Here is a 24816-nt window from a genome sequence, read left to right on the forward strand (position 1 = left end):
TCCATGTGATGGCGAATGGCAACTCATAGCAACATGAGAGCGGATGTTTCATGCCGAAATTTCTCGTCTGCAACGTTGACCTCAAACGTTGCCCGCGAGAGACACGCTTCGGCCATGCCCCCATCTTCCCCGACGAGAGCGGGCGAGTTGACCTAGTGGGTTGTTGACCTGGTGAGTTAGAGTGCGGGCGTAGCGATCCGAGGGCTTCGGCGTCGGATTTGCAGACTGAATTGAAATTGATGTGAGAGGACATCTCGGCGCGGTCCGTCGCAGCGAGGAGGGGATTTATGTCAAACAAAAACAACACTCATTCATGGAATTATCTCACTGACGTTTTCCCGAGCACGACGACATTCTTGCGCGCTGTCACGCAATCCGCGGCCGGATCATCGAGCCGCTGCTGACCCCTTCTTCGCTTTGTTTTCAGCCCTCCGAATCGCTTACGGTTCTCAGCCGAACGATGGGTCATGACTGAACGAGCGCACGGAAGGATCACGGCGAACGCTTGATCTTCAACAGAGCAGTCGCATCGCAACAACCTTTAACCAGAAAAGTCGTCACAAGACATGTCAGACACGGAACAGGAGCGCTGGTCGCGGGTGAAGGGTCGATTGCGATCGACCGTGGGAGAGGACATCTATTCAAGCTGGTTTGCGAGAATGGATCTTGAAAGCGTGCATGGCGAGAGCGTTCGCCTGTCGGTCCCGACCCGGTTTCTGAAAAGCTGGATCCAGGCGCACTACGCCGAGCGCGTGCTGTCCTGCTGGCAAGCTGAATTACCGGACGTTCACCGGATCGATCTCACCGTGCGTTCGGCCATGCGCTGCGCCGCGCCGGTCCGGGAAGCGCCCGCGACCGATGCGCGCCACCCCGAACGCAGCGAAGGCCGGAACGGCGTTGAGTTGAAAACGGTTGCGACCGCGCCGGCGTCCGCCAACCATGACGCGCTCGGCGGCTCGCCTCTCGACCCGAGGCTGACGTTTCAAAGTTTCGTCACCGGCCGCTCCAATACGCTGGCCCACGCGGCGGCGCGGCAGGTCGCCGAAGGCCGGCGCGGCGACAGCGTGATGTTCAACCCGCTCTACATTCACGCCGGCGTGGGCCTTGGCAAAACGCATCTGCTGCAAGCCGTCACATGGGCGGGAAACGCAGGCACGGAGCGCAGGGTGCTCTACCTGACGGCGGAGAAGTTCATGTATGGCTTCGTCGCCGCGCTGAAGACGCAGACGGCGCTCGCCTTCAAGGAAGCGCTCCGCGGCATCGACGTTCTGGTCATCGACGACCTGCAGTTCCTGCAAGGCAAATCGACCCAGGCTGAGTTCTGCCACACCTTGAATGCGCTGATCGATGCGGGCCGCCAGGTGGTCATTGCAGCCGACCGGCCGCCGTCCGATCTGGAAAGCCTCGACGATCGCGTGCGGTCGAGACTCGCCGGCGGGCTCGTGGTCGAAATGGGATCGCTCGGCGAGGAGCTTCGGCTCGGCATCCTGCGGTCGCGGGTTGAAGCCGCCCGAGTCCACCACGCCAGTTTCGACGTGCCGGAGCCGGTCCTGGATTACCTCGCGAAAGCGATCACGCATAACGGCCGCGACCTCGAAGGCGCGATCAACCGGCTTCTGGCGCACAGCAAGCTCAACGCCCAGCCGGTCACGCTGGAAATGGCCGAGCGCGAGGTCCGTGACCTGGTCCGTCCGCAGGAACCCCGGCGCATCAAGATCGAGGACATCCAGCGGGTCGTTGCGCGGCAGTACAATGTAAGCCGCTCGGACCTTCTGTCCTCGCGCCGCACCGCCAACGTGGTGAGGCCGCGGCAGGTCGCGATGTATCTGGCTAAAACGCTGACGTTGCGTTCCCTGCCCGAGATCGGCCGCCGGTTCGGGGGCCGGGATCACACCACCGTGCTGCACGCCGTGCGCAAGATCGAGGCGCTGGTGTCGAAGGACACGACGCTCTCCGACGAGGTCGAACTGCTGAAACGCCAGTTGCAGGAATAGGCGCGGAGCGGGAAAAATCCTTCCGGAAAAAGCCGGACCATGGCGAACCACAGGGGCTTGCGCAGGAAGCACTTCCGCGTCACCTTACGGCCCCGCCGGATTTAGGCGATATCAGCCTTGAGCTTCGAGGCATCGCTTGAACTCCGAGGTCTCGGCGCCGCGAGTCCTCGCGGCATTTTCAGCACACGACCTGAACCTGGATCGGACGGATTTGCAATGAAGGTCACCGTCGAACGCGCGCAACTGCTGAAATCGCTCGGCCACGTCCATCGCGTTGTCGAACGGCGGAACACGATTCCGATCCTGGGAAACGTGCTGGTCCGCGCCGAGAACGCCAAGCTGTCGCTGAAGGCGACCGATCTCGATCTGGAGGTGACGGAAACGCTGGCGGCGGAAACCGGCACTGTGGGCTCGACCACGGTTCCAGCGCATATGTTCTACGACATCATCCGCAAGCTGCCCGATGGCGCGCAGATCGTGCTGGAAGGCGATGGCGACCGCTCGGTTCTGACGATCCGCGCCGGGCGCTCCCGCTTCACCCTGCAGACGCTGCCGGAGAATGATTTCCCCGATCTCGCGGCCGGCGAGATGACGCATTCTTTCACATTGGCCGCGGCAGACCTGAAGCGGCTGATCGATCGTACCCAGTTCGCGATCTCGACCGAAGAGACCCGCTATTATCTCAATGGCATCTACCTGCACGGCGCGGGCACCGCAAACAACGCGACGCTGCGCGGCGTCGCGACCGACGGTCATCGCCTAGCGCAACTCGATCTCGCTTTGCCGAAGGGCGCCGAGGGAATGCCCGGCGTCATCATTCCGCGCAAGACGGTCGGCGAGGTGCAGCGGTTGATCGAGGATAGCGAGGCCGAGATCGGAATCGAACTGTCGCAAGGCAAGATCCGCTTCACCCTCGGCAACGTCGTGCTGACCTCCAAGCTGATCGACGGCACCTTCCCGGACTACGGCCGCGTGATCCCGCAGAACAACGACAAGGAACTGGTCGTCGACAAGAAGGATTTCGAGGCCGCGGTAGATCGCGTCTCGACGATTTCCAGCGAGCGCGGCCGCGCCGTGAAGCTGGCGCTGTCAGCGGGCAAGCTCGTTCTGTCCGTGACCAATCCCGATTCCGGCAGCGCCACCGAGGAGCTTGAGGTCGAATACGCCTCCGACGCACTCGATATCGGATTCAATTCACGCTATCTCCTGGATATCGCCGCGCAGATCGAGGGCGAAGCCGCGGTGCTGAAGCTCGCCGATCCCGGATCGCCGACGCTGGTGCACGACAGGGATTCCAGGGGCGCGCTCTACGTCCTGATGCCGATGCGGGTGTGAGGAATCTCTCGGATCGCGAGGTCTCCAATTTCGCTCTCTCCCCTTGCGGGAGAGGGAAATATTGCCCGGCGTCATGATTCCCTCCCGCGTTCGCCGCCTGAGCCTCACCCACTTCCGCAACTACCGCGCCGCGACGTTCGAGACGCGCAGCAACATGATCGTGCTGGTCGGACCGAACGGTGCCGGCAAGACCAATTGCCTCGAAGCCATTTCGCTGCTGTCGCCGGGACGCGGATTGCGTCGCGCGACACGCGACGACATCGCGGACAACACCGGAGACGGCTCCTGGGCGGTGTCGGCCGAGATGCAAGGCGCGCTCGGCCTTGCGACGCTCGGCACCGGCATCGACGCGCCGGGCAATGAAGCGGCTCCAAGCGGCCGGCGCTGCCGGATCGACCGCGAGCCCGTCGCATCGGCCGCCGCGTTCGGCGACCATCTGCGCATGGTCTGGCTGACGCCCTCGATGGACGGCCTGTTCACCGGGCCGGCGTCGGACAGGCGGCGTTTCCTCGACCGTCTGGTGCTGGCGATCGACAGTGAACACTCCGGCCGCGTCTCGGCGCTGGAGCGCAGCCTGCGCTCGCGCAACCGCCTGCTGGAAATGCGTCACCACGACGATCTCTGGTGCGAGGCCATTGAGCGTAAAACCGCCGAGCTTGCGGTCGCGGTCGCGGCGATGCGCGCGCAGACCGTGACGCGCCTTACGGCCGCGCTGGAGGCGCGCGGCGGGGGCTCCTCATTCCCCGCGGCAAGCATCCACCTCGACGGCTGGATGGAGAACGCGCTGCTGACCGAGCCGGCCACTGTGGTGGAGGATCGCTACCGCGAAATCCTGCGCGCCAGCCGCCCTCGCGACGCCGCCGCCGGCCGCACGCTCGAAGGCCCGCATCTCACCGATCTGGAGGTGATCTATGCGCCGAAGAACATGCCGGCGAAGGAGGCCTCCACAGGCGAGCAGAAGGCGCTCCTGATCGGCCTGGTGCTGGCCCACGCCCGCCTCGTGGCCGAGATGACGGGCATCATCCCGCTGCTGCTGCTCGATGAAGTCGTGGCTCACCTCGATCCCGACCGCCGCGGCGCGTTGTTCGGCGAGCTTGCCGGCCTCGGCGCCCAGGTCTGGATGAGCGGCGCCGACCCGGCCGCCTTCGCCAACCTCAGTGCCGGCAGCGAAACCTTCAGGGTGGACTCCGGCCGGATCACGCGCGAGCCGCCCACGTAATGCCATAGGAACCGCTCGGGACGGGAGCTGGAGAATCCCGCAGCTTTCGTCCCCGAGGCGACGGCTCCGATGGTTGCGAATCGCGATGTGGGAAGCTTCGCGAATCGCCTGTTTCCGCCCTTGAAAAACTCCACAAAAATACCATTTATTCAATATCTTACGTGGCACAACTTTGCGCTAGTCGCGGTGCCGCTTTCGTGCCAGAAATAGACTTCTCAGCCGCATCGACCGCGTCTGTCCCGGGACACCTCTGAAGGCCTTTCATGAACGAACCTGCCCGGCAGCAAATTGCCGATACCGAATCTGTCGCGGCCATCGAATATGGCGCGGAATCGATCAGGGTGCTCAAGGGCCTCGACGCCGTGCGCAAGCGGCCCGGCATGTATATCGGCGACACCGATGACGGCTCCGGCCTGCACCACATGGTTTATGAAGTGGTCGACAACGCCATCGACGAGGCGCTGGCGGGACACGCCACCGCCGTCGAGGTCATTCTCAACGCTGACAATTCAGTCACGGTGCGCGACGACGGCCGCGGCATTCCCGTCGACATCCACAAGGGCGAAGGCGTCTCGGCGGCTGAAGTCATCATGACGCAGCTGCACGCCGGCGGAAAGTTCGATCAGAACTCCTACAAGGTCTCCGGCGGACTGCACGGCGTCGGCGTCTCCGTCGTCAACGCGCTCTCCAGCAAGCTGACCCTGCGCATCTGGCGCAGGGACAAGGAACACCTGATCGAATTCGCCAACGGCGACGCGCTGGCGCCGTTGAAGGTCGTCGGCGACGCCAACGGCAGGCGCGGCACCGAAGTCACTTTTCTCGCCTCGACCGAGACCTTCACCAACATCGAGTATGATTTCGCCACGCTGGAGCATCGGCTGCGCGAACTCGCGTTCCTGAACTCCGGGGTCAACATCCTGCTCTCGGACATGCGCCACGCCGTCGAGCGGCGCGAGCAGATGATGTACGAAGGCGGCGTGGTCGAATTCGTCAAGTATCTCGACCGCAACAAGAAGGCGATGGTGGCGGATCCGATCATGGTCCGCGCCGAGATGAACGGCATCAGCGTCGAGGCCGCGCTGTGGTGGAACGACAGCTACCACGAGAACGTCCTGTGCTTCACCAACAACATTCCGCAGCGCGACGGCGGCACCCATCTCGCCGGCTTTCGCGGCGCCCTGACCCGGCAGGTCAACGGCTATGCCGATGCCATGGCCAAGAAGGAGAGGATCGCGCTGACCGGCGACGACTGCCGCGAGGGATTGACCGCGGTGCTTTCGGTGAAAGTGCCGGATCCGAAATTCTCGTCGCAGACCAAGGACAAGCTGGTGTCGTCGGAAGTGCGTCCCGTGGTCGAGAACGTCATCAACGAGGCGCTCGCCGCCTGGTTCGAGGAGCATCCGACCGAGGCGAAGCTCATCGTCGGCAAGGTGGTCGAGGCCGCGGCGGCGCGCGAGGCCGCGCGGAAGGCCCGCGAACTGACACGGCGCAAGGGCGCGCTCGATGTCGCCTCGCTCCCCGGCAAGCTCGCCGACTGCCAGGAACGCGATCCGGCGAAATCGGAACTGTTCATCGTCGAGGGAGATTCGGCCGGCGGAAGCGCCAAGCAGGGCCGCAACCGTGAATTCCAGGCCGTCCTGCCGCTCCGCGGCAAGATCCTGAACGTCGAGCGCGCGCGCTTCGACAAAATGCTGTCGTCCGAGCAGATCGGCACGCTGATCACCGCGCTCGGCACCGGAATCGGCCGCGAGGATTTCGACCTCTCGAAGCTACGCTATCACAAGATCATCGTGATGACCGACGCCGACGTCGACGGCGCGCATATCCGCACGCTGCTCCTGACCTTCTTCTTCCGCCAGATGCCGGCGCTGATCGAGGCCGGCCATCTCTATATCGCGCAGCCGCCGCTCTACAAGGTGACCCGCGGCAAGTCCGAACGATACCTGAAGGACGAGCGCGCGCTGGAAGACTACCTGATCGAAACCGGGCTCGACGACTGCGTGTACAAGCTCGCCACGGGCGAAGACCGCGGCGGCCGCGACCTGCTGGCGCTGGTGGATGACGCCCGCGTGATCCGGAACGTGCTGCAGAATCTGCATGGCCGCTACAACCGCGGCGTGATCGAGCAGGCGGCGATCGCCGGCGTGATGAATCCGAGGATCACCGAAAATCTGGCGACGGCAACCGCCGCCGCCGATTACATCGCCAGGCGACTGGATGCGCTGGCCGACGAGGTCGAGCGCGGCTGGGTCGGCCGCTTTGTCGAGGGTCAGGGCTTTTTCTTCGAGCGCACCGTGCGCGGCGTCAAGGACGTCGCCATGATCGACGACGCGCTGCTCGGCTCGGCCGATGCGCGCAAGCTCGATGAATACGCTGGCAGGCTGCAGGAAGCCTATCCGCGCCCCGGCCTCCTGCGGCGCAGGGATACCGAAACCGCGATCCATGGTCCGGTCAGTCTGTTCGAGGCGGTGACCGACGCCGGGCGCAAAGGCGTCGCGCTGCAACGCTACAAAGGCCTCGGCGAGATGAACCCGGACCAGCTCTGGGAGACCACGCTCGACGTCAGCGAGCGTTCGCTGCTGCAAGTGAAGATCAAGGAGGTCGACGAGGCCGATGACATCTTCACCAAGCTGATGGGCGATGTGGTCGAACCGCGCCGCGAGTTCATCCAGGACAACTCGCTCAGCGCCAATGTGGACGTGTGAGCCGGCGACGCCTCACCTTCCCTCAAAAAAGCGGTAGCGCTCGCGACAGCTATCGGATGACGCCGGAGGTGAAGCCGGGTCTGCGATGCGGCGGCTTGATTTCCTTTTTCAGGAAACATCGCGCGGCTTTGCCAGCGTATCCCGGCCGCGCATAGGTCCAGGCCCGGCACTTGCTATCGGCATCGCAGGCATGCCTGCAAACCTGATCGGCGTCGGCTCTCTCGTCTTTCCTGATCTCGAAATTGCGATAGTCGCCGCCCGAGCGATCGGTGGAGGTTTCCACCGGGCCTATCCGTCGCTCGATCACGCCCGCGCCGCGGACACCGGACACGCAGCACCGATTCGCGATCCGCTGGGGCACGGCGTTCTTGAGCCAGCATACCGCGGTTTCCGACCGTTCATTCGGATAGCTGAAGCTCCAGGCGCGGCAACGGCGGTCGCGTTCGCATGCCAGGCCGCAATCGACCGGATCGCCCGACCGCAGCGGCACCCGCAGATAGTCGGCGCCGGGCCGGTCAAAATTGACCTGAGCACTGGCCGGACGCACCGCCGGAACAGAGCTCCACAACAGCGCGGCCAGCAGAACCAGGCCCACCTTCAGTGCATGGACTTTCATCACCTGCCGTAAAGCAGCGCATCCCCAACGAGGACGTGCGCGGATAGGAGTCATTAAATCGCGCCCTCAATGTACGTTGGATGAACAACCGCAAGCCGCTGACCCGATGATACCCCGATTCGGCGGAGTCGATCGCTTCGAACCTGCGAAGCAACGGATGCGTCATCGCCAGCCGTTCCTCCGCAGTTCGTGATGCAAACCTCCTCTGTAGCGCTCCAAGCAAACACGTCGTGCGGCTTGAGCTTGGTGACCCGCCGCCCGCGTGAAGAAAACGCGTCAAAATAAAATCATCGATCCCCGCTCTGATTCCATCAGAAGCGAAATGCTCTAGGCCGGATCGACATTCACGGCAGCCAGATCAGGGCTGCGGCCAGGTGAACGAAGCCCGTGAAGTGAACGGTTCGCCTGTCGTAGCGGGTGGCGAAACGGCGGAAGTGCTTGAGACGGTTGAAGCAGCGCTCGATGCGGTTGCGGTGCTTGTAGAGACCGGCGTCATGCGGGATGATGATTTTGCGCGTCCTGTTTGAGGGGATCACCGCTTCGGCGCCCATGCCGGCGATGAGTGCACGCAAGGCGTTGCTGTCATAAGCCTTGTCGGCCAGCACGGCGTCCCCGGCCTGGGCTTCGAGCAGCGCGGGGGCTTGTGTGACGTCTCCGACCTGCCCGGCGGTGACGATGAAACGCAAGGGTCGGCCCAGCGCATCGGCGAGCATGTGGACCTTGGTGGTCAGTCCACCTCGGGAACGCCCCAGCGCCTGATCCTTGGCCCCCCTTTTCCGGTAGCCGCCTGCTGATGGGCTCGAACGATGGTTGAGTCGAGCATCAGATACTGGTTGTCGCGATCGGCTGTCAGGGTGGAGAACACCCGTTCCCACACACCGGCATGGCACCACCTGCTGAACCGCCGATGCACCGTCTTCCAGCGACCATAGCGCTCCGGCAGGTCACACCAGTGCGCGCCGGATCGCAGCACCCACAGGCAGCCGTTCACAAACAACCGATTATCCGATCCCGTCCGTCCCGGATCAGAGGCCTTGCCTGGCAGCAACGGTGCAATCTTCGCCCACTGATGATCGCTCAGCTCATACCGCTTGATCCCCATCGTGCAGCTCCGTGTCAGAATCACGGAACCCTATGAATCAGCGATCAGACCGCCTGGGAATCCTGAATGTCGATCCGGCCTAGAGCATGATCCGATCAAGTTGAATCGGACCATGCTCTGGAAATGATTGTCCGGTCGCATTTTCTTGCGGCGAACCGGGTATCCGGTTCGTCAGAAAAGGCTCTCACATCACTTCCACCACTTCGGTTCCAGTTGATTGCTTTTGATTGCTTTTGATTGCTTTTCCGCAAGCTGCTTGTCGGGGCAGCCTTTGCCGTGGCAGCATGGCGGCGGCTGGTTCAGCACCGGGACATGCATGAGCGCGCAACGCCGAAGCTACGAGAGCGGTCACAAGCCGAAATATCTGGTCGTGGTCGATGACAGCGCGGAATGGGATCGTGCCGTTTATTATGCGAGCCGCCGCGCCATCCGCGTCGGCGGAGGCATCGTGATGTTGCGCGTGGTGGAGCCGGAAGACCGTAATCAGGAATGGCTCGGCATCGCCGAGGTGATCCGCGCCGAGGCTTATGAAGGCGCGGATGCGGCGCTCGACCGCGCCTCCGGCCGGGCCAACGGGATCGCCGCGATCACGCCGGAGCGGATCATTCGCGAGGGCGATCCGCTCGAACAAATTCTGGATGTCATCGAGAAGGATTTGGATATATCGATGCTGGTGCTCGCCGCCAGCGGTGGTCCCGAAGGTCCGGGTCCGATCATCACGACGCTGGCCAAGACCGCCGGGAACTTTCCGATCCCGGTGACGATCGTGCCGGGCACCCTGACGGATGACGCGATCGACGCGCTGTCGTAGCATGTTCGTTTCTGACTGAATCAGGAAGCGAAGCGCTGGATTATTGTTTTGGCGCGTTTTCTTCACGCGAACCGGCATCCCATCCCCGGGTCAAGCCCGAGGACATGCTTCGCTCGAAAGCGCCATGGAGCATGATCCCGAGCGGTGGGAACCGGCTTCGGATAAGATCACGCCCGATCCGATCAAAATTGAGGATGCGGCTTCGGCTGCCCTCGCTTCAACGCCCTTGACCGTGCCTTTGCGATGGCTATCTGCTAGGGGAACCTACGCGCCGGCCTTGAACCGGCGACGACGGAGAGACCGATGTTCATTCAGACCGAAATTACCCCCAATCCCGCCACCTTGAAGTTCCTTCCGGGTCGCACCGTCCTCGGCAAGGGCACGATGGAGTTCACCAGCGCCAGCACCACCGCCCGCTCGCCGCTCGCCGTGAAGCTGTTCGCCGTGCACGGCGTCGCCGGCGTATTCTACGGCTCGGATTTCATCACGGTGACGAAAGACGAGGGCAGCGACTGGCAGCATCTCAAGCCGGCCATCCTCGGCGTCATCATGGAACACTATATGGCGGGTGCGCCGCTGTTGGCGGACGGCGAAGGGTGCAGTGAAGCGAACGCCGACAGCGACGTCGAATTCTTCGATGAAGCGGATGCCGAGACCGTGACCTTGATCAAGGACCTGATCGAGACGCGGGTGCGGCCGGGGGTCGCCGATGACGGTGGCGATATCACCTTCCGCGGCTTCAGGGACGGAATCGTCTATGTGAACATGAAGGGTGCGTGCTCCGGGTGCCCGTCATCGACGGTGACCTTGCGGAACGGCATCCAGAACCTGCTGAAACACTTCGTGCCCGAGGTCGTCGAAGTACGGCCGGTTTAGAGCTTGGCGACGACCACCAGCCGCTTGATTTTGCCGCTCTTGTAGGCGCGCAGGAATGCATCGTAGTTCTTGAACGACACGCAGCCGTTGGAGGCGCCGCTCGGCCCGAGCATATAAGTGTGCGCCAGCAGGCCAGTGCGCCCGTATATCTTGTCCTCGCCGCCGATCGGTTTCAGCCTGATCGCCTCCACCCCGTGGAACGGACGTTCCCGCAACGACAGGTCGTAGATATGCGGCGGCGTCACGCCCCGCATCTTTCTGTCGGCGTAGCGTGGATCGTCCATCATTTTGCCAAGCCCGGAATGCGCTTCGAGCCTGGTGCCGTCCGGCAGGTAGACGGTACGCGCGGAAATGTCATAAATGGCGGTGGATTCATGTTGCGGGATGCTCCCGAGGGTCAGGCTCTCACCGTCGCTGCTCACCCCGCCGTCGGGCGCCGCGAACGCCAGTTTCAGGCCGGCCGCGGGTCTGCCGAACAGTTTCTCGAAGATCGACGGTTTGTTCGGCTCCGGCGCGACAGCGGCGCTGGCCTGTGCGATCTCGCTGCGGGACGGGGCGGAGGCAGCCTGAAGCTGACGCAGTTCGGAGGGACGCGGCGCCGGCATCGGAACAATCGAGGAGATTTGCGACGCCTGCGGAAGCGGCAGGATCTCCGGCGGAGCCTCGGCGAGAGAGGAGACGGCGATCTGCGAGGCCGCCGCGGGCTCGAAGGTGCCGGGCGGGGGACCGAGCAGGCGCGGACCGTACAGCAACGCGGTGCGGGCCCTCGCTTGGGGATCCTCGGCACGGGCCTTGGTTACTCCGGCCTTGGTTACTCCGGCATTGGCTGCCCGGTTCTTGGAGACAGGAGCCTTGGAAACAGGAAACCTGGCCGCGCGGACCCCGGCGATAGCCTGTGGGGCGCGAACGCCCGGGATCTCCTCCAGGGCCTCATACGCGGCTGCGATGCGATGCACAGGCTCCGCTGAACGACCCGAGACAACTGGCGGCAATGAGGCCGTGACCAGCTCTGCGGGTTCAAATCCGCCGGAAACACGGGTGTAGAGCGTCCAGGCGCAGGCTAGCCCGATGCAGGCGAGCCCGGCGAAACCCAATATATTCTGAGGAACCGCCTTGCGGGGCAGATCGGCGGAGTGAGCCGCGGCCTCATAGTAACGTCTGCCCGTAACGTACGTCATTCGCCCCACGTCCAGAGTCACGGCCTTTCCGGTCTCCGCGGGCGGTGCACCAAGATGCTGCACGCCGCCGGCATGTCCGGATCAAGACTGCGCATGGCTGATTCGCTAAACCCCAAAGTTCCCCACGAAGCTGTGGTAGAGTGCTGAGCGCCATTAAGGCGACTTTTAGTTAAATGCGGATTAAATATGAGTCGGACCCCAGGCCCATGATAAACCGCGCGATCGCGGCAATCTCGTGTCTAAAACCCGGGTTCCTGCATCCAAACCGCAGGTAATTCTCGGGCAAGGGTGCTAGTCTGGTCCGATGCTCGTCCTTGCGATCGACACCGCCCTCGATGCCTGTGCCGCCGGCATACTGGACACCGACGAAGGCCGCCTGATCGCTCAGGAAACGCTCCCGATGAAGCGCGGCCACGCGGAAACCCTGATGCCGCTGATCGCCAGGGTCATCGAATCCGCGGGAATCGGCTTTAAGGCGCTGGACCGCATCGCCGCGACCACCGGCCCCGGCAGCTTCACCGGCCTGCGCGTGGGGCTGTCGGCCGCGCGCGGCATCGCGCTGGCCGCCGACAAGCCGGTGGTCGGCGTAACCACCCTCGCGGCCTTTGCGGCCCCGGTGATCGGCGAGGATCGGAAGCCGCCGGTGATCTCCGCCATCGATGCCCGGCATGATCAGGTTTATTTTCAGGCCATGAGCGGTGACGGCGCCGCGCTGATCCAGCCGCGCGTCGCGCCGGTCGCGGAAGCGCTTGCGGCATCCCGCTTCGGCGCGCCGCATCTGGTCGGAAATGCCGCGAGGCTTCTCGCCGATCGCTGGCCCGCGCACGCCCCGCCCCCGGTCGCGGTCGATCAGCAGGCAGCGCCCGATATCGTCTGGGTGGCGTGGCTTGGCGCGGCGGTCAGCCCGGATGCGGCGCCTCCGCGCCCGTATTACCTGCGCGCGCCCGACGCCAGGCCGACCGGCGACACCCTGCTAAAACCACGGACGCTGGCCGCATCATGATGACATGGTTCCCCGGGAGGGAACGCGCCGTTCCCATTGTCGAGCCCGCGAGCCCGAACGACGCGGCGCGCCTTGCCGCGATTCACGGCGCATCGTTTCATCGCGGCTGGGGTGAAAGCGAATTCGAGACCATGATCGCCGAGCGCAACACGCTGGTTCAGCGTCTGCGGCTACGATCGAACGTGATCGGTTTTGCCGTCTCCCGCATTGCCGCGGACGAGGCCGAGATCCTGTCGATCGCCATCGACGCCGGCTATCGCGGCCAGGGGTTTTCGCGCAACCTGCTGCTCACGCACCTTGGCCACCTCGCCGGGCGCGGCGTGCGGACGGTATTTCTCGAGGTGGAGGAAAATAATCAACCGGCGCGGCGTCTCTATGAACGCGCCGGCTTCGCCGTCGTCGGACGCCGCGAACGTTACTATCGCGAGGCGGGTGATCTGGAACTGAACGCATTGGTGATGCGCCGCAACTTGTCGTAACCTCTGCGGAGTGGCAAAAGGAGCCAGGGAGAACCACCGGCAACGGTGCATCGGTTTTTTCGTCCGGTCGCACTCCTTATATCGTTCGCGCGCATTATCTTACGCACATATGAGCGGATCATGCGCCATCGGAACCGGACACTAGAGATGATGGCCCTAAAATCGACGCCTGTGCAGAAGCCCACCACGATCGAGGCGCGTTGCGCGGCCGCCGGAATGCGCATGACCGAACAGCGCCGGGTTATCGCGCGCGTGCTCGCGGAGGCGTCCGATCATCCCGACGTCGAGGAGCTTTACCGGCGCTGCGCCGGGGTGGATGACAAGATCTCGATCTCGACGGTCTATCGCACGGTGAAGCTGTTCGAGGATGCCGGCATCATCGAGCGGCACGATTTCCGCGAAGGCCGCGCGCGCTATGAGACGATGCGCGACAGCCACCACGATCATCTGATCAACCTGCGCGACGGCCAGGTTATCGAATTCACTTCGGATGAGATCGAGAAACTGCAAGCCGAGGTCGCGCGCAAGCTCGGCTACCGGCTGGTCGATCATCGGCTCGAACTCTATTGCGTGCCGATGGATGACGAATAAGTCGCGGGTGCCTGTCGAAATGCCGGAAAGCCGCATGCCGCCGCGCAAGCTGCACATCAAATCCTACGGTTGCCAGATGAACGTCTACGACGCCCAGCGCATGGCGGACACGCTGGCGGTCGAAGGATATGTCGAGACCACCAGCGCCGAGGACGCCGACCTCGTCATTCTCAACACCTGCCACATTCGCGAGAAGGCGTCCGAGAAGGTCTATTCCGAGCTCGGCCGCCTGCGCGCAGCCAAGGATCAGGCGGCGCGTGATGGCCGCGGCATGAACATCGTGGTCGCCGGCTGCGTCGCGCAGGCCGAAGGCGAGGAGATCATCAGGCGCGCGCCCATGGTCGATGTGGTGGTGGGTCCGCAGAGCTATCATCATCTGCCGCAACTGCTCGCGCGCGCAAAGACCTGTGGCCGTGCGCTGGAGACCGAGTTTCCGGTCGCGGACAAGTTCGGCTTCCTGCCGCAGCCGTCGCGGCAGGCGATCCGTTCCCGTGGCATCTCGGCGTTCGTGACGGTGCAGGAAGGCTGCGACAAATTCTGCACCTTCTGCGTCGTGCCTTATACCCGCGGCGCCGAGGCGTCGCGGCCGGTGGCGAAGGTCGTCGAAGACGTGCGGCGCCTGGCGGACAACGGCGTTCGCGAGATCACCCTCATCGGACAGAACGTCAACGCCTATCACGGCGAGGGTCCCGACGGGCGGCCCTGGCCGTTCGGCAAGCTGCTGTATCGTCTCGCCGGGATTCCAGGCATCGTCCGGCTGCGTTACTCGACCAGCCATCCGCGCGACGTCGAAGACACCCTGATCGACGCCCACCGCGATCTCGACGCGCTGATGCCGTTCGTGCACCTGCCGGTGCAATCCGGATCAGACCGCATCCTCGCCGCCATGAATCGCAGGCATACCGCCGATGATTACCGCCGGGTGATCGACCGGTTTCGTCAGGCCCGGCCCGACATCGCGTTCTCCTCGGACTTCATCGTCGGCTTCCCCGGCGAAACCGAGGAAGATTTCGCCGCCACCCTCGCGCTCGTCGGCCAAATCGGATACGCTGCCGCCTATTCGTTCAAATACTCGCCCCGACCCGGAACGCCGGCGGCGGACATGCAGGAGACGGTGTCAACGGCCGACATGGACCAGCGATTGGTGCAGCTTCAGAACCTGATCGACAGCCAGCAATCCGCCTTCAACCGGACCGCGCTGGGCAGGACGATCGACGTGCTGTTCGATCGCGCCGGACGCAAGCCCGGCCAGATCGTCGGCCGCACGGCCTATCTTCAGCCCGCCCATGTGGAAGCGTCGGACGCCATCATCGGACAGGTGCTGCCCGTAACCGTCGCCAGTCTGGAACGCTACAGCCTGTTCGGAACGCTGGCGTCCAAGCCGACGTCCGGCGAACCTTCGAACCATGCCGCGACGGGCGGCGCGCAGTTCCAGACGACCGCCGGAGCCTGACCCCTTGCCCAAGAGCGCATCGGATTCCCCTCCGCTTGCTCCCAGCCGGAAACCCGAGATCCAGGGCCCGCCCGAAACGCAGGTCGTCATCGATTTCGAGGACAATCGCGCGGTATCGGCGCTGGTCGGCCCTTACGGACAGAATCTCTCGCAGCTTGAGCGCCGGCTCGGCGTGGTCGTCGATTCGCGCGGCAATCACATCACCATCGCCGGATCGCGCGACGGCTGCGACGCGGGGAAACGCGTGCTGGAAACGCTCTACGCTCAGGCGGCGCAGGGCCATGATCTCTCGCAGGGCGAGGTCGAGGGCGCGATTCGCGCCGCGATCGCGCAAGGCTCGCTGTTCGAGGACGACGTCAAGGCGCCGCGCTCAGGGTTCGAAGCCATCAATCTGCGCAAGCGTCCGGTGCGGGCGCGCACCGCCGCGCAGGATCTCTACATCCGCGCGTTGAAACGCCATGAGCTGGTGTTCGGCATAGGCCCCGCCGGCACCGGAAAGACCTGGCTCGCGGTGGCGCAGGCCACCCAGCTCTTCGAGCGCAAGGAAGTCGATCGCATTATCCTGACGCGTCCCGCGGTCGAGGCGGGCGAGCGGCTCGGCTTCCTGCCGGGCGACCTGCGCGAGAAAGTGGACCCTTACCTGCGGCCGATCTATGACGCGCTGTACGATCTGATGGACTCCCGCATCGTCGAGCGCGCGCTGCAAAGCGGCGAGATCGAGATCGCCCCGCTCGCGTTCATGCGTGGCCGCACCTTGACCAACGCCGCGATCATCCTCGACGAGGCGCAGAACACCACCTCGATGCAGATGAAGATGTTTCTGACGCGGCTGGGTGAAAACAGCCGTATGATCGTCACGGGCGATCCCTCGCAGGTCGATCTGCCAAACGGCCAGACGTCGGGACTGACGGAAGCGACGCGGCTGCTCGACGGGGTCGAAGGCGTGGCCCAGGTGACGTTCATCGCCGAGGACGTGATCCGTCATGAACTGGTGGCGCGGATCGTCGCCGCCTATGAGGGGCTGCCGCCACGGCCGGCAGCCGGCAAGCCTTGATGCCGAACATTACGTGCAGGGAACAGCCGGCCCGCGCAAGGCGCGGCGGCGAGAAACACATCATGATCCGCTCCGCTACTCCCGTGACTGAAATTCTCGTCGTCGCCGATTGCTGGCGCGCAGAGGCGGGTGCCGAGGCCGTCATTCATCGCGCCATCGCCACCGCCGCCGGGATGGTCGATAAGGACACCGGCGATGCCGAGCTTGCGATCATGCTGACCGATGACGCCGGAATCCGCACGCTCAACGCCAACTGGCGCGGTCTCGACAAGCCGACCAATGTCCTGTCGTTCCCGGCGTTGCAGCCGACCGGTCCGTGCCTGCCCGACGATCCGCCGCGTATGCTCGGGGACATTGCGATCGCCTATGAAACCCTGCGCCGCGAGGCCGGTGACGAACGCAAGACCTTCGATCATCACCTCAGCCATCTTGCCGTCCACGGCTTCCTGCATCTGATCGGTTACGACCACGAGACCGACGGGGAAGCCGAGGAAATGGAAAGTCTCGAACGTCAAATTCTGGCGCAGCTCGGAATCCCTGATCCCTATGCGCCCCCGGAACGGATGACCTGAGTGCCTTCGGAGGACCAGACCAGCGAGAGCCCGCCGGCGCAGGAGAGCCGCAACCTGCCGGTGCCGGTGCACAATGGCGAGGTTTTGCGCCCGGCCCCCGAGCGCTGGCTGATGCGCGCGATCCGCTCGCTGTTCGGATGGAAGGCGGGCTCCGTCCGGGCTGACCTTCAGGTCGTGCTCGACGCCTCAACCCCGGACGAGACCAGCTTCACCGCGGTCGAGCGCACCATGCTGCGCAATATCCTCAACCTGCACGAGCGACGCATCGCGGACGTCATGGTCCACCGCGCCGACATCGTCGCGGTCAAGCGCGATATTCCGCTCGGCGAATTGATCAACCTGTTCGAAAGCGCGGCGCATTCCCGCCTCGTGGTCTATCACGAAAACCTCGACGATCCCGAAGGCATGGTTCATATTCGCGACCTTCTCGCCTTCATGGCCCAGCGGGCGCGCACCGCGATGCCGTCCACGGCGAAACGCAAAAAGAAGACGCCACCGGCCGGTCTCGACCTGCGGGCCATTGATCTGGCGCTGCCGCTGAGCGAGGCCGACATTACCCGCAAGCTGCTCTACGTGCCACCGTCGATGCCGGCGATCGACCTGCTGGCGCAGATGCAGGCCTCCCGCATCCATCTGGCGCTCGTCGTCGACGAATATGGCGGCACCGACGGGCTGGTGTCGATCGAGGACATCGTCGAGCAGGTCGTCGGCGAAATTGATGACGAGCACGATAGCGACGAGCCGCCATCGATCGTGCGCCAGACCGAGAACTCCTTCATTGCCGATGCCCGCGCCAGCCTCGAGGACGTCCGCGCCATGATCGGCGAGGCGTTCGAGACCGGCGAAGCGGGCGAAGAGGTGGACACGCTCGGCGGCTTCCTCGTCACCTATGTCGGTCGCCTGCCGGTGCGTGGCGAGGTCATTCTGGGGCCGGGACCGTTCGAGATCGAAGTGCTCGACGCTGATCCTCGCCGCGTCAAGCGACTGCGGATCGGCCTGCGCGCCGAGCGCCCCCCGGTCCGGCCGCGCGACGGCCGACGCCGGGAGAACGCGCCGGATGCAACCTCGCAATCGCAGGGCGATCCGGCCTCTCCTTCATCGCCGGGCGACGGAGGCGACCCCCAGTGAGCCTGAGCATCGCGGGCAGCGCCAGGACGGCGGGTGTTGCCGTCACGTTGTCATGGGGATGGAAGCGCGCCTTCGTTGCGCTTGCCTCCGGCGCAGCCTCATCGCTTGCCATGGAGCCCTTCAACGCCTGGCCGTTGCTGTTCGTCACCTTTCCGGTCGCAACCTGGCTGATCGACGGCTCCGCCGGCCGTCTGCGCGGCGTGCCGGCCGCAGCGCTTGCCGGCTGGCTGTTCGGATTCGGCTATTTCGTCCCCGGCCTCTACTGGATCGGCAACGCCTTCCTTGTTGATGCGCAGACCTTCGCATGGCTGATACCGTTCGCCGTCCTTGGCCTGCCGGCCTATCTCGCGCTCTTTACGGCGCTCGGTTTCGCCCTCGCGCGCTTTATCTGGACCACGGACGCCTCGCGCATTCTCGCGCTCGCCGCCGCGCTGACGATCAGTGAATGGCTGCGCGGACACGTCCTGACAGGCTTCCCGTGGAATGCATTCGGCTACGCGCTGACGGAGCCGCTGGCGCTGGCGCAAACCGCCTCGCTGATCGGATTGTGGGGCTTGACGTTCATCGGCGTCGCCATCTTCGCGAGCCCCGCGGTGCTGATCGACGGCGGGAGCCGCGGCCGCAGACCGTGGCTCGTCCCGGTCACCGCGCTCATGCTGCTCCTCGCCATGAGCATCTACGGTTCAGTCAGGCTATCGCGGCATCCGACGGAATTCGCGGACAACGTGAAACTACGTATCATGCAGCCCAATCTGGCGCAGGACGCGCGGTTCAACTATTCCGCCAAGGCGGCGGTGATGCAGAAGTACCTGGCGCTGTCGGACCGGGCCACCGGACCGCACTCAACGGGCGTCAGCGGCGCGACCATCCTGATCTGGCCCGAATCGGCTTTCCCGTTTTTTCTGACCCGCGAAGCCGACGCGATGGCGGAAATCGCCGATCTCCTGCCGAAAGGCACGATCCTCATGACCGGCTCGGTGCGCGCTCCCGACCCGTCGCCGAACGGCAGGATCACCAGAGCTTTCAACTCGATCTATGTCATCGGCGATGACGGCGGCATCCTGTCGATCTACGACAAGCTCCATTTGGTGCCGTTTGGCGAATTCCTGCCGTTTCAGGGACTGATGGAAAAGCTCGGCTTCGTTCAACTCACCAAGGTCCAGGGCGGTTTCATTCCCGGAAAGAGCCGGCGGACCATCGAGCTTCCGAACGCCCCGAGCGTTCTCCCGCTGATCTGCTACGAGGCGATCTTTCCGGACGGGATGCAGACCAGGGGCGGTCGGCCGGGCTGGATCGTCAACCTCACCAATGACGGCTGGTTCGGCATCAGCACGGGGCCTCATCAGCATCTTCAGCAGGCGCGGCTGCGCGCCATCGAGCAGGGACTGCCCCTCGTGCGAGCGGCGAACACCGGTATTTCCGTAGTTACGGATCCCGTAGGGCGTATTGTCGCACGGCTCGATCTCGGCGTGGAAAGCGTTCTGGACTCTCGCTTGCCCGTCAACATGACGCCAACGCCCTACGCCCGCGCAGGTGATATTCCCGCCGCAATCATGGTGACCATGGCGCTCGTCCTGGTGATTCGCCGGCGTCGCGGGCACTAGCCGCGACGCGCACGTCATCTTGATCACCGGGTATCTTGATCACCGGGTACGATGTTCACGGCAGCGCTTCGTTCACACGATCGATATAATTCGTGTAACAACTTGCACGGCTGGTATAATGCAGCCGACTTATTAAATTAAGAATTGTTCTCAAGTGGTTGAGTCGAGTTTGACGATAATGGTTCGGCAAGCGTATCCACGGATCGCGGCCCCCTTCCGAGGAGACCTAGGAGATGTCTACCAAGGCGCCCAATCCTGTTGACAAGCATGTCGGCAGCCGTGTGCGCATGCGCCGCATCATGCTCGGTATGAGCCAGGAAAAACTCGGGGAAGCTCTCGGTCTGACATTCCAGCAGGTGCAGAAGTATGAGAAGGGAACCAACCGCGTCGGCGCCAGTCGCATCCAGCAGATCTCCGAAATCCTTCAGGTTCCGGTCTCGTTCCTGTTCGAGGGCAGTCCCGGCACCGGCGTCGTCAGGACCGGAGGCATGAGCGAGGCGCCCTCGCCCGCCTATGTTTCGGATTTCCTCGCGACATCCGAAGGCCTCGCGCTGACCCGCGCGTTCACCCGGATCACGGACGCCAAGCTCCGTCGCAGCATCGTCGACATGGTCGAACAGATCGCGGCGAGGGAGCCGTCCGACCAGCGCTAGCAGCCTCCCTCCAACGTTTGCAGTGACGGTTGTGGTTTCCGACCATCAGAATCCTCGTCCCCCAGGCGATGATGCTGCCCCGCTTGGCCGCACGGGGAATCGCGATCGCCCGCCAGGCTCGTTCTTCGGGCGTCGCAAGGGACACAGGCTGCGGCCGCACCAGAACGATCTGGTCGCGCAACTGCTGCCGCGCCTCGGTTTCGATCCCGCGAGGATCGGACCGTCCGGCCCGGCCGCGCTGTTCGACCCGCCGGTTGATGAGACCCGCATCGAGATCGGTTTCGGCGGCGGCGAACATCTTGTCGCCGAGGCGCTGGCGTTTCCCCGCGCCGGCTTCATCGGCTGCGAGCCCTACGTCAACGGCATGGCAAAGATCCTCGTGCAGATCGAGGCTCACGCCATCCGCAATATCCGCCTGTTCGCCGGCGATGCGTCGCAACTGCTGGCATGTCTGCCGCCAGCCTCGCTGGCGCGGATCGATCTGATCCATCCCGATCCGTGGCCCAAGCGCCGCCACTGGAAACGCCGCTTCGTTCAGGACGCGACCGTTGCGGAGATGGCGCGCGTGCTTCGGCCGGAGGGCGAATTCCGCTTCGTCAGCGACATCGACGATTATTGCGCATGGACGCTGACGCATCTGGCGCGATCACCGGACTTCCTCTGGCTCGCCGAACGCTCAGCCGACTGGCAGGATCCGTGGTCCGGTTACACCATGACGCGCTACGGCCGCAAAGCGATGCGCGAAGGCCGCCGCGCGGCGTATCTGAGGTTCCGACGCGAACGCACCGCCGTATAAAGCGGGAGCTATGGCGTTTTCGGGCGAGTGGATGCTCTGGCATCATCATTCGTCGATCGCCTGAATCGGCTTTTTGGCCTGCGTCGGCCTTGCCGAGGAGCACGAAAACAGCTATATCAGCGAAAATTTTCTCATACGATAACGTATCGAGAGTGGGCCCTTCCGGACCCGCTCTTTTTTGTTTCCTGAATGGACCCCATGCACGGGTTCCTTCAAGCAGCAACCGCCGATCGGGCGACAACGCGGTGGACGCCGTCCGCCACCATCAGGCTAATTCTTTGATCTTGAACATGACCGATCCATCTGCCCAGAACCCCGACCATGAGCTGCTCGACGAGCCGCGTCTGGTGGTCGAGCCCGGCGTCGCGGCGCGGGTCGCGGCCATCGCCGCGCCGGTGCTGCAGGGCATGGGGTATCGGCTGGTCCGCATCAAGGTCTCAGGCGAAGCGGGCTGCACGGTCCAGATCATGGCCGAGCGGCCGGACGGATCGATCCAGATCGAGGATTGCGAGGCGATCTCGAAGGCCCTGTCGCCGGTGCTCGATGTCGCCGATCCGATCGACAAGGCCTATCGGCTGGAAATCTCGTCACCCGGCATCGACCGGCCGCTGGTGCGCCGATCCGATTTCGAACGCTACGCCGGTCACCTCGCGAAGATCGAGATGGCGGTCGCCCATCAGGGCCGCAAGCGGTTCCGCGGCGTTCTTCAGGGCGTCGAGGACAACGCGGTGCGCCTGCATCGGGACGACATCCGGAATAATGACGACGAAAGCGAGGTCATGCTCGTCATGGAGGATATCGCCGACGCCCGGCTGGTTCTGACCGACGAATTGATCGCGGAATCGATGCGCCGGGGCAAGATCGCGGAACGCGAGATGAAGCAAAGCCTCGGAATTCTGCCGCCGCCTCCGCCGCACGCGAAAACCGATCCGGCAAAGCGCGGCACACCGAAACCGAAACTCGAGAACGGCAAGAAAGCACCGGGGAAAATCCCGCCGAAGAACACCAAGGAACATCGTCTGGCCGCGGAACGACTGCGGCGCGGCGACATCGATCCCATCGAAGGAGAATAAGTCATGGCCGCCGTCAGCGCCAATAAGCTCGAACTGCTGCAGATCGCAGACGCGGTGGCGCGCGAAAAGACCATCGACCGCGGCATCGTGATCGCGGCGATGGAGGACGCCATCGCGAAGGCGGCGCGGGCGCGGTACGGCAGCGAGACTGACGTTCATGCGGAGATCCACCCGAAGACCGGACAGCTCCAGCTCACCCGCCACATGCTGGTGGTCGAGCAGGTCGAGAATGCCGCGAACCAGATCTCGCTGAAGGACGCCCAGCGGGCCAATCCCGGCGCACAGATCGGCGACACCATCGCCGATACGCTGCCGCCGCTGGAATATGGCCGCATCTCCGCGCAGTCCGCCAAACAGGTGATCGTGCAGAAGGTGCGCGAGGCCGAACGCGACCGGCAGTATCAGGAGTTCAAGGATCGCATCGGCGATATCGTCAACGGGATTGTCAAGCGTGTCGAATACGGCAGCGTGATCGTCGACCTCGGCCGCGGCGAAGCCGTCATTCGCCGCGACGAGATGCTGCCGCGCGAGGTATTCCGCAACGGAGACCGCGTCCGGGCCTATATCTTCGACGTGCGCCGCGAAACCCGCGGCCCGCAGATCTTCCTGTCGCGCACCCATCCGCAGTTCATGGTGAAGCTTTTTACGCAGGAAGTGCCGGAAATCTACGACGGCATCGTCGAGATCAAGGCGGTGGCGCGCGACCCCGGTTCCCGCGCCAAGATCGGCGTGGTGTCGCGGGATTCCTCGGTCGATCCGGTCGGCGCCTGCGTCGGCATGCGCGGCTCGCGCGTTCAGGCGGTCGTCAACGAGTTGCAGGGCGAAAAGATCGACATCATCCCGTGGTCGCCGGATATCGCGACCTTCGTCGTCAACGCGCTGGCGCCGGCGGAGGTCGCGAAAGTCGTGATCGACGAGGACCGCGAGCGGATCGAGGTCGTGGTCCCCGACACCAACAACCAGTTGTCGCTCGCGATCGGACGGCGCGGACAGAACGTGCGGCTCGCCTCGCAACTGACGGGCTGGGACATCGACATCCTGACCGAGCAGGAGGAATCGGAGCGACGCCAGGCGGACTTCGAGAATGCGACCCGCATGTTCATGGAAACACTCAACGTCGACGAGGTCGTCGGGCAGTTGCTGGCGTCCGAGGGTTTCACCTCTGTTGAAGAACTGACGCTGGTCGACACGCGGGAAATCGCCGGCATCGAGGGCTTTGACGACGAAACCGCGACCGAATTGCAGAACCGGGCCCGAGAATATCTGGAGCAGCTCGAGGCCGAACTGGAAAACAGGCGCAAGGAGCTCGGCGTGGATGATGCGCTGAAGACCGTGCCCGGCGTGACCTCGAAGATGCTGGTGAAACTCGGCGAAAACGAAGTCAGGACCATCGAGGATCTGGCCGGCTGCGCCACCGACGATCTGGTCGGCTGGACCGAACGCAAGGAGGGCGAAGCGGTCAAGCACGCGGGTTATTTCGACGGCATCGAGATCTCGCGGGAGGACGCGGAGGCCATCATCATGCAGGCTCGCCTGAGTGTCGGCTGGATCAACGAGGCCGACCTCGCGAAACCGGCGGAGGCTGAGGATATCGCTGCTGAAGATCAGCCGGCCGAATGAAGAAAGCCTTGGAGCCCTTTCGCTTCTGGTGGAATCAGAAGCGAGGCTCCCAGATTTTGATTTGATGCGTTTTCTTCACGCGAACCGGTGTCCGCTTCGCTTGAAAAACGCTCTAGAGCGGGATGAGGAAAAGTGTGTAGCGGTTTTCCGCCCGCATCCCGCTCTAAAATGTTGGAATCGATCACGTTCATGGTTTTGGATCGATTCGATCCAAAACCATCGTGATCTGGGAGACGCTGAGGACATGCTCGCGATCGCCGACCCGGCAGATCTGGATCAGGGGCCGCGGACCAACAGGTCGGCGACGGCCCGGATGTGCGCGGTCACCCGGCAGGTGCGCCCGATCGGCGAGTTGATCCGGTTCGTGGTATCACCCTCGGGCGAGGTGATCGCGGACCTGAAGCGCAAGCTGCCTGGCCGGGGCTTGTGGATTTCGGCCTCGCACGCCGCTGTTGCGGAGGCGGTCCGCCGTAACCAGTTCAGCAGGGGCTTCAAGCGGGACGTCCGGGTGCCGGCCTCGCTGGCTGAGGACACCCGGCAGTTGATGGTCCGCAGCGCGATGGACGCGCTGGCCATGGTCGCCAAGGCCGGTCAGGTCGTTGCGGGATTCGCGAAAGTGGAGGACGCGCTGCTTCGTCGTCAGGCGGTGGCCCTGATCCACGCGGCCGACGGCGCCGCCGACGGAATCCGGAAACTGGACGCCGCCGTCAGGAAAATCGCCGGCCAATCCGGGGAAGCTCGGGAAATCCCGGTTGTCACCGCCCTGAACTCGGCAGAATTGGATTTGGCACTTGGCAGGGCAAATGTGATACATGCAGCCCTGCTCGCAGGTCCGGCGGGCAGGACGTTCCTGCAGCGCAGCCAGACACTGGTTCGATACCAGGATGGCGGGCAGCGGCAGGACAGCTGAACAAGGCAAGAATTCTAACGACACGACCCGTGCGAACGCGTACG

The 24816-nt window shown here is 64.0% G+C and carries 23 protein-coding genes; 19 read left to right on the plus strand and 4 right to left on the minus strand.

The window, feature by feature from the left end; genetic code table 11:
• The first annotated feature begins 566 nt into the window (after positions 1 to 566).
• The 4 genes from dnaA (at position 567) to gyrB (ending at position 7253) form a co-directional block, all read left to right on the plus strand.
• Positions 567 to 1994, plus strand: a complete 1428-nt coding sequence (gene dnaA, locus NWI_RS00015) for a chromosomal replication initiator protein DnaA (RefSeq protein ID WP_011313340.1) — start codon at positions 567 to 569, stop codon at positions 1992 to 1994.
• 216 nt (positions 1995 to 2210) lie between these two features.
• Positions 2211 to 3329, plus strand: coding sequence for a DNA polymerase III subunit beta (dnaN, locus tag NWI_RS00020; protein WP_011313341.1), 1119 nt, complete (start codon positions 2211 to 2213; stop codon positions 3327 to 3329).
• A 73-nt stretch (positions 3330 to 3402) separates the two neighbouring features.
• Positions 3403 to 4548: a DNA replication/repair protein RecF gene (gene recF, locus NWI_RS00025; RefSeq protein ID WP_041344615.1), complete on the plus strand. Its 1146-nt coding sequence runs from the start codon at positions 3403 to 3405 to the stop codon at positions 4546 to 4548.
• Between the two features lie 263 nt (positions 4549 to 4811).
• The gene (gene gyrB / locus NWI_RS00030; protein WP_011313343.1) at positions 4812 to 7253 is read left to right on the plus strand and encodes a DNA topoisomerase (ATP-hydrolyzing) subunit B; all 2442 of its coding nucleotides are present in this window, start codon (positions 4812 to 4814) and stop codon (positions 7251 to 7253) included.
• A 49-nt stretch (positions 7254 to 7302) separates the two neighbouring features.
• Here gyrB and NWI_RS00035 read toward each other — a convergent pair whose 3' ends face one another.
• The gene (locus NWI_RS00035) at positions 7303 to 7869 is read right to left on the minus strand and encodes a PAN domain-containing protein (protein ID WP_041344616.1); all 567 of its coding nucleotides are present in this window, start codon (positions 7867 to 7869) and stop codon (positions 7303 to 7305) included.
• A 344-nt stretch (positions 7870 to 8213) separates the two neighbouring features.
• Positions 8214 to 8965 (minus strand): IS5 family transposase gene (locus tag NWI_RS16560; RefSeq protein WP_430691791.1). Its coding sequence is split into 2 segments (ribosomal slippage): positions 8214 to 8635 and positions 8635 to 8965, totalling 753 coding nucleotides; the frame shifts between segments, so codons are not numbered across the junction.
• A 322-nt stretch (positions 8966 to 9287) separates the two neighbouring features.
• Here NWI_RS16560 and NWI_RS00050 point away from each other — a divergent pair.
• Entirely contained in the window at positions 9288 to 9782 is a 495-nt protein-coding gene (locus tag NWI_RS00050; RefSeq protein WP_011313347.1) for a universal stress protein, read from the plus strand.
• A 303-nt stretch (positions 9783 to 10085) separates the two neighbouring features.
• Positions 10086 to 10658, plus strand: a complete 573-nt coding sequence (locus NWI_RS00055) for a NifU family protein (RefSeq protein WP_011313348.1) — start codon at positions 10086 to 10088, stop codon at positions 10656 to 10658.
• Here the strand turns inward: NWI_RS00055 and NWI_RS00060 are convergent.
• Positions 10655 to 11836 (minus strand): DUF2778 domain-containing protein, encoded by a 1182-nt coding sequence (locus NWI_RS00060; protein ID WP_041345241.1) that lies wholly within the window; start codon positions 11834 to 11836, stop codon positions 10655 to 10657. The two genes, NWI_RS00055 and NWI_RS00060, sit on opposite strands and share 4 nt — an antisense overlap.
• A 304-nt stretch (positions 11837 to 12140) precedes the next feature.
• On the opposite strand from NWI_RS00060, the gene tsaB reads away from it, so the two are divergent.
• From tsaB to nusA, 12 genes are all read left to right on the plus strand, one after another.
• On the plus strand, positions 12141 to 12839 hold the full coding sequence (gene tsaB / locus NWI_RS00065; RefSeq protein ID WP_011313350.1) for a tRNA (adenosine(37)-N6)-threonylcarbamoyltransferase complex dimerization subunit type 1 TsaB: 699 nt from the start codon (positions 12141 to 12143) through the stop codon (positions 12837 to 12839).
• Positions 12836 to 13318, plus strand: coding sequence for a ribosomal protein S18-alanine N-acetyltransferase (gene rimI / locus NWI_RS00070; RefSeq protein ID WP_011313351.1), 483 nt, complete (start codon positions 12836 to 12838; stop codon positions 13316 to 13318). The genes tsaB and rimI overlap by 4 nt, the downstream gene beginning before the upstream one ends.
• Before the next feature lie 147 nt (positions 13319 to 13465).
• Positions 13466 to 13909, plus strand: a complete 444-nt coding sequence (locus tag NWI_RS00075) for a Fur family transcriptional regulator (protein ID WP_041344617.1) — start codon at positions 13466 to 13468, stop codon at positions 13907 to 13909.
• A gap of 19 nt (positions 13910 to 13928) precedes the next feature.
• Positions 13929 to 15362, plus strand: a complete 1434-nt coding sequence (gene miaB / locus NWI_RS00080; protein WP_011313353.1) for a tRNA (N6-isopentenyl adenosine(37)-C2)-methylthiotransferase MiaB — start codon at positions 13929 to 13931, stop codon at positions 15360 to 15362.
• Positions 15363 to 15366: 4 nt separating this feature from the next.
• Entirely contained in the window at positions 15367 to 16416 is a 1050-nt protein-coding gene (locus NWI_RS00085) for a PhoH family protein (RefSeq protein WP_011313354.1), read from the plus strand.
• Between the two features lie 62 nt (positions 16417 to 16478).
• Positions 16479 to 16988, plus strand: a complete 510-nt coding sequence (ybeY, locus tag NWI_RS00090; protein WP_041345245.1) for an rRNA maturation RNase YbeY — start codon at positions 16479 to 16481, stop codon at positions 16986 to 16988.
• A complete protein-coding gene (locus NWI_RS00095; RefSeq protein WP_011313356.1) occupies positions 16989 to 18116 on the plus strand; it encodes a hemolysin family protein in 1128 nt (375 codons plus the stop codon).
• A 2-nt stretch (positions 18117 to 18118) separates the two neighbouring features.
• Positions 18119 to 19720: an apolipoprotein N-acyltransferase gene (gene lnt, locus NWI_RS00100; protein ID WP_049750602.1), complete on the plus strand. Its 1602-nt coding sequence runs from the start codon at positions 18119 to 18121 to the stop codon at positions 19718 to 19720.
• A 233-nt stretch (positions 19721 to 19953) separates the two neighbouring features.
• A complete protein-coding gene (locus NWI_RS00105; protein ID WP_011313358.1) occupies positions 19954 to 20373 on the plus strand; it encodes a helix-turn-helix domain-containing protein in 420 nt (139 codons plus the stop codon).
• A 22-nt stretch (positions 20374 to 20395) separates the two neighbouring features.
• The gene (gene trmB, locus NWI_RS00110; RefSeq protein WP_011313359.1) at positions 20396 to 21169 is read left to right on the plus strand and encodes a tRNA (guanosine(46)-N7)-methyltransferase TrmB; all 774 of its coding nucleotides are present in this window, start codon (positions 20396 to 20398) and stop codon (positions 21167 to 21169) included.
• A 290-nt stretch (positions 21170 to 21459) separates the two neighbouring features.
• Positions 21460 to 22242 carry a ribosome maturation factor RimP gene (gene rimP, locus NWI_RS00115; RefSeq protein ID WP_011313360.1) on the plus strand — a complete coding sequence of 261 codons (783 nt, stop codon included), beginning with the start codon at positions 21460 to 21462 and terminating at the stop codon, positions 22240 to 22242.
• A 3-nt stretch (positions 22243 to 22245) separates the two neighbouring features.
• Positions 22246 to 23862 (plus strand): transcription termination factor NusA, encoded by a 1617-nt coding sequence (nusA, locus tag NWI_RS00120; RefSeq protein WP_011313361.1) that lies wholly within the window; start codon positions 22246 to 22248, stop codon positions 23860 to 23862.
• On the opposite strand, the gene NWI_RS00125 is transcribed toward nusA, so the two are convergent.
• Positions 23847 to 24053 carry a hypothetical protein gene (locus NWI_RS00125; protein ID WP_041344618.1) on the minus strand — a complete coding sequence of 69 codons (207 nt, stop codon included), beginning with the start codon at positions 24051 to 24053 and terminating at the stop codon, positions 23847 to 23849. The genes nusA and NWI_RS00125 overlap by 16 nt on opposite strands.
• Before the next feature lie 53 nt (positions 24054 to 24106).
• On the opposite strand from NWI_RS00125, the gene NWI_RS00130 reads away from it, so the two are divergent.
• On the plus strand, positions 24107 to 24772 hold the full coding sequence (locus NWI_RS00130; RefSeq protein ID WP_011313362.1) for an RNA-binding protein: 666 nt from the start codon (positions 24107 to 24109) through the stop codon (positions 24770 to 24772).
• Positions 24773 to 24816 lie beyond the last annotated feature (44 nt).

This window comes from Nitrobacter winogradskyi Nb-255, from assembly GCF_000012725.1.
GTDB classification, from domain to species: Bacteria; Pseudomonadota; Alphaproteobacteria; order Rhizobiales; family Xanthobacteraceae; genus Nitrobacter; species Nitrobacter winogradskyi.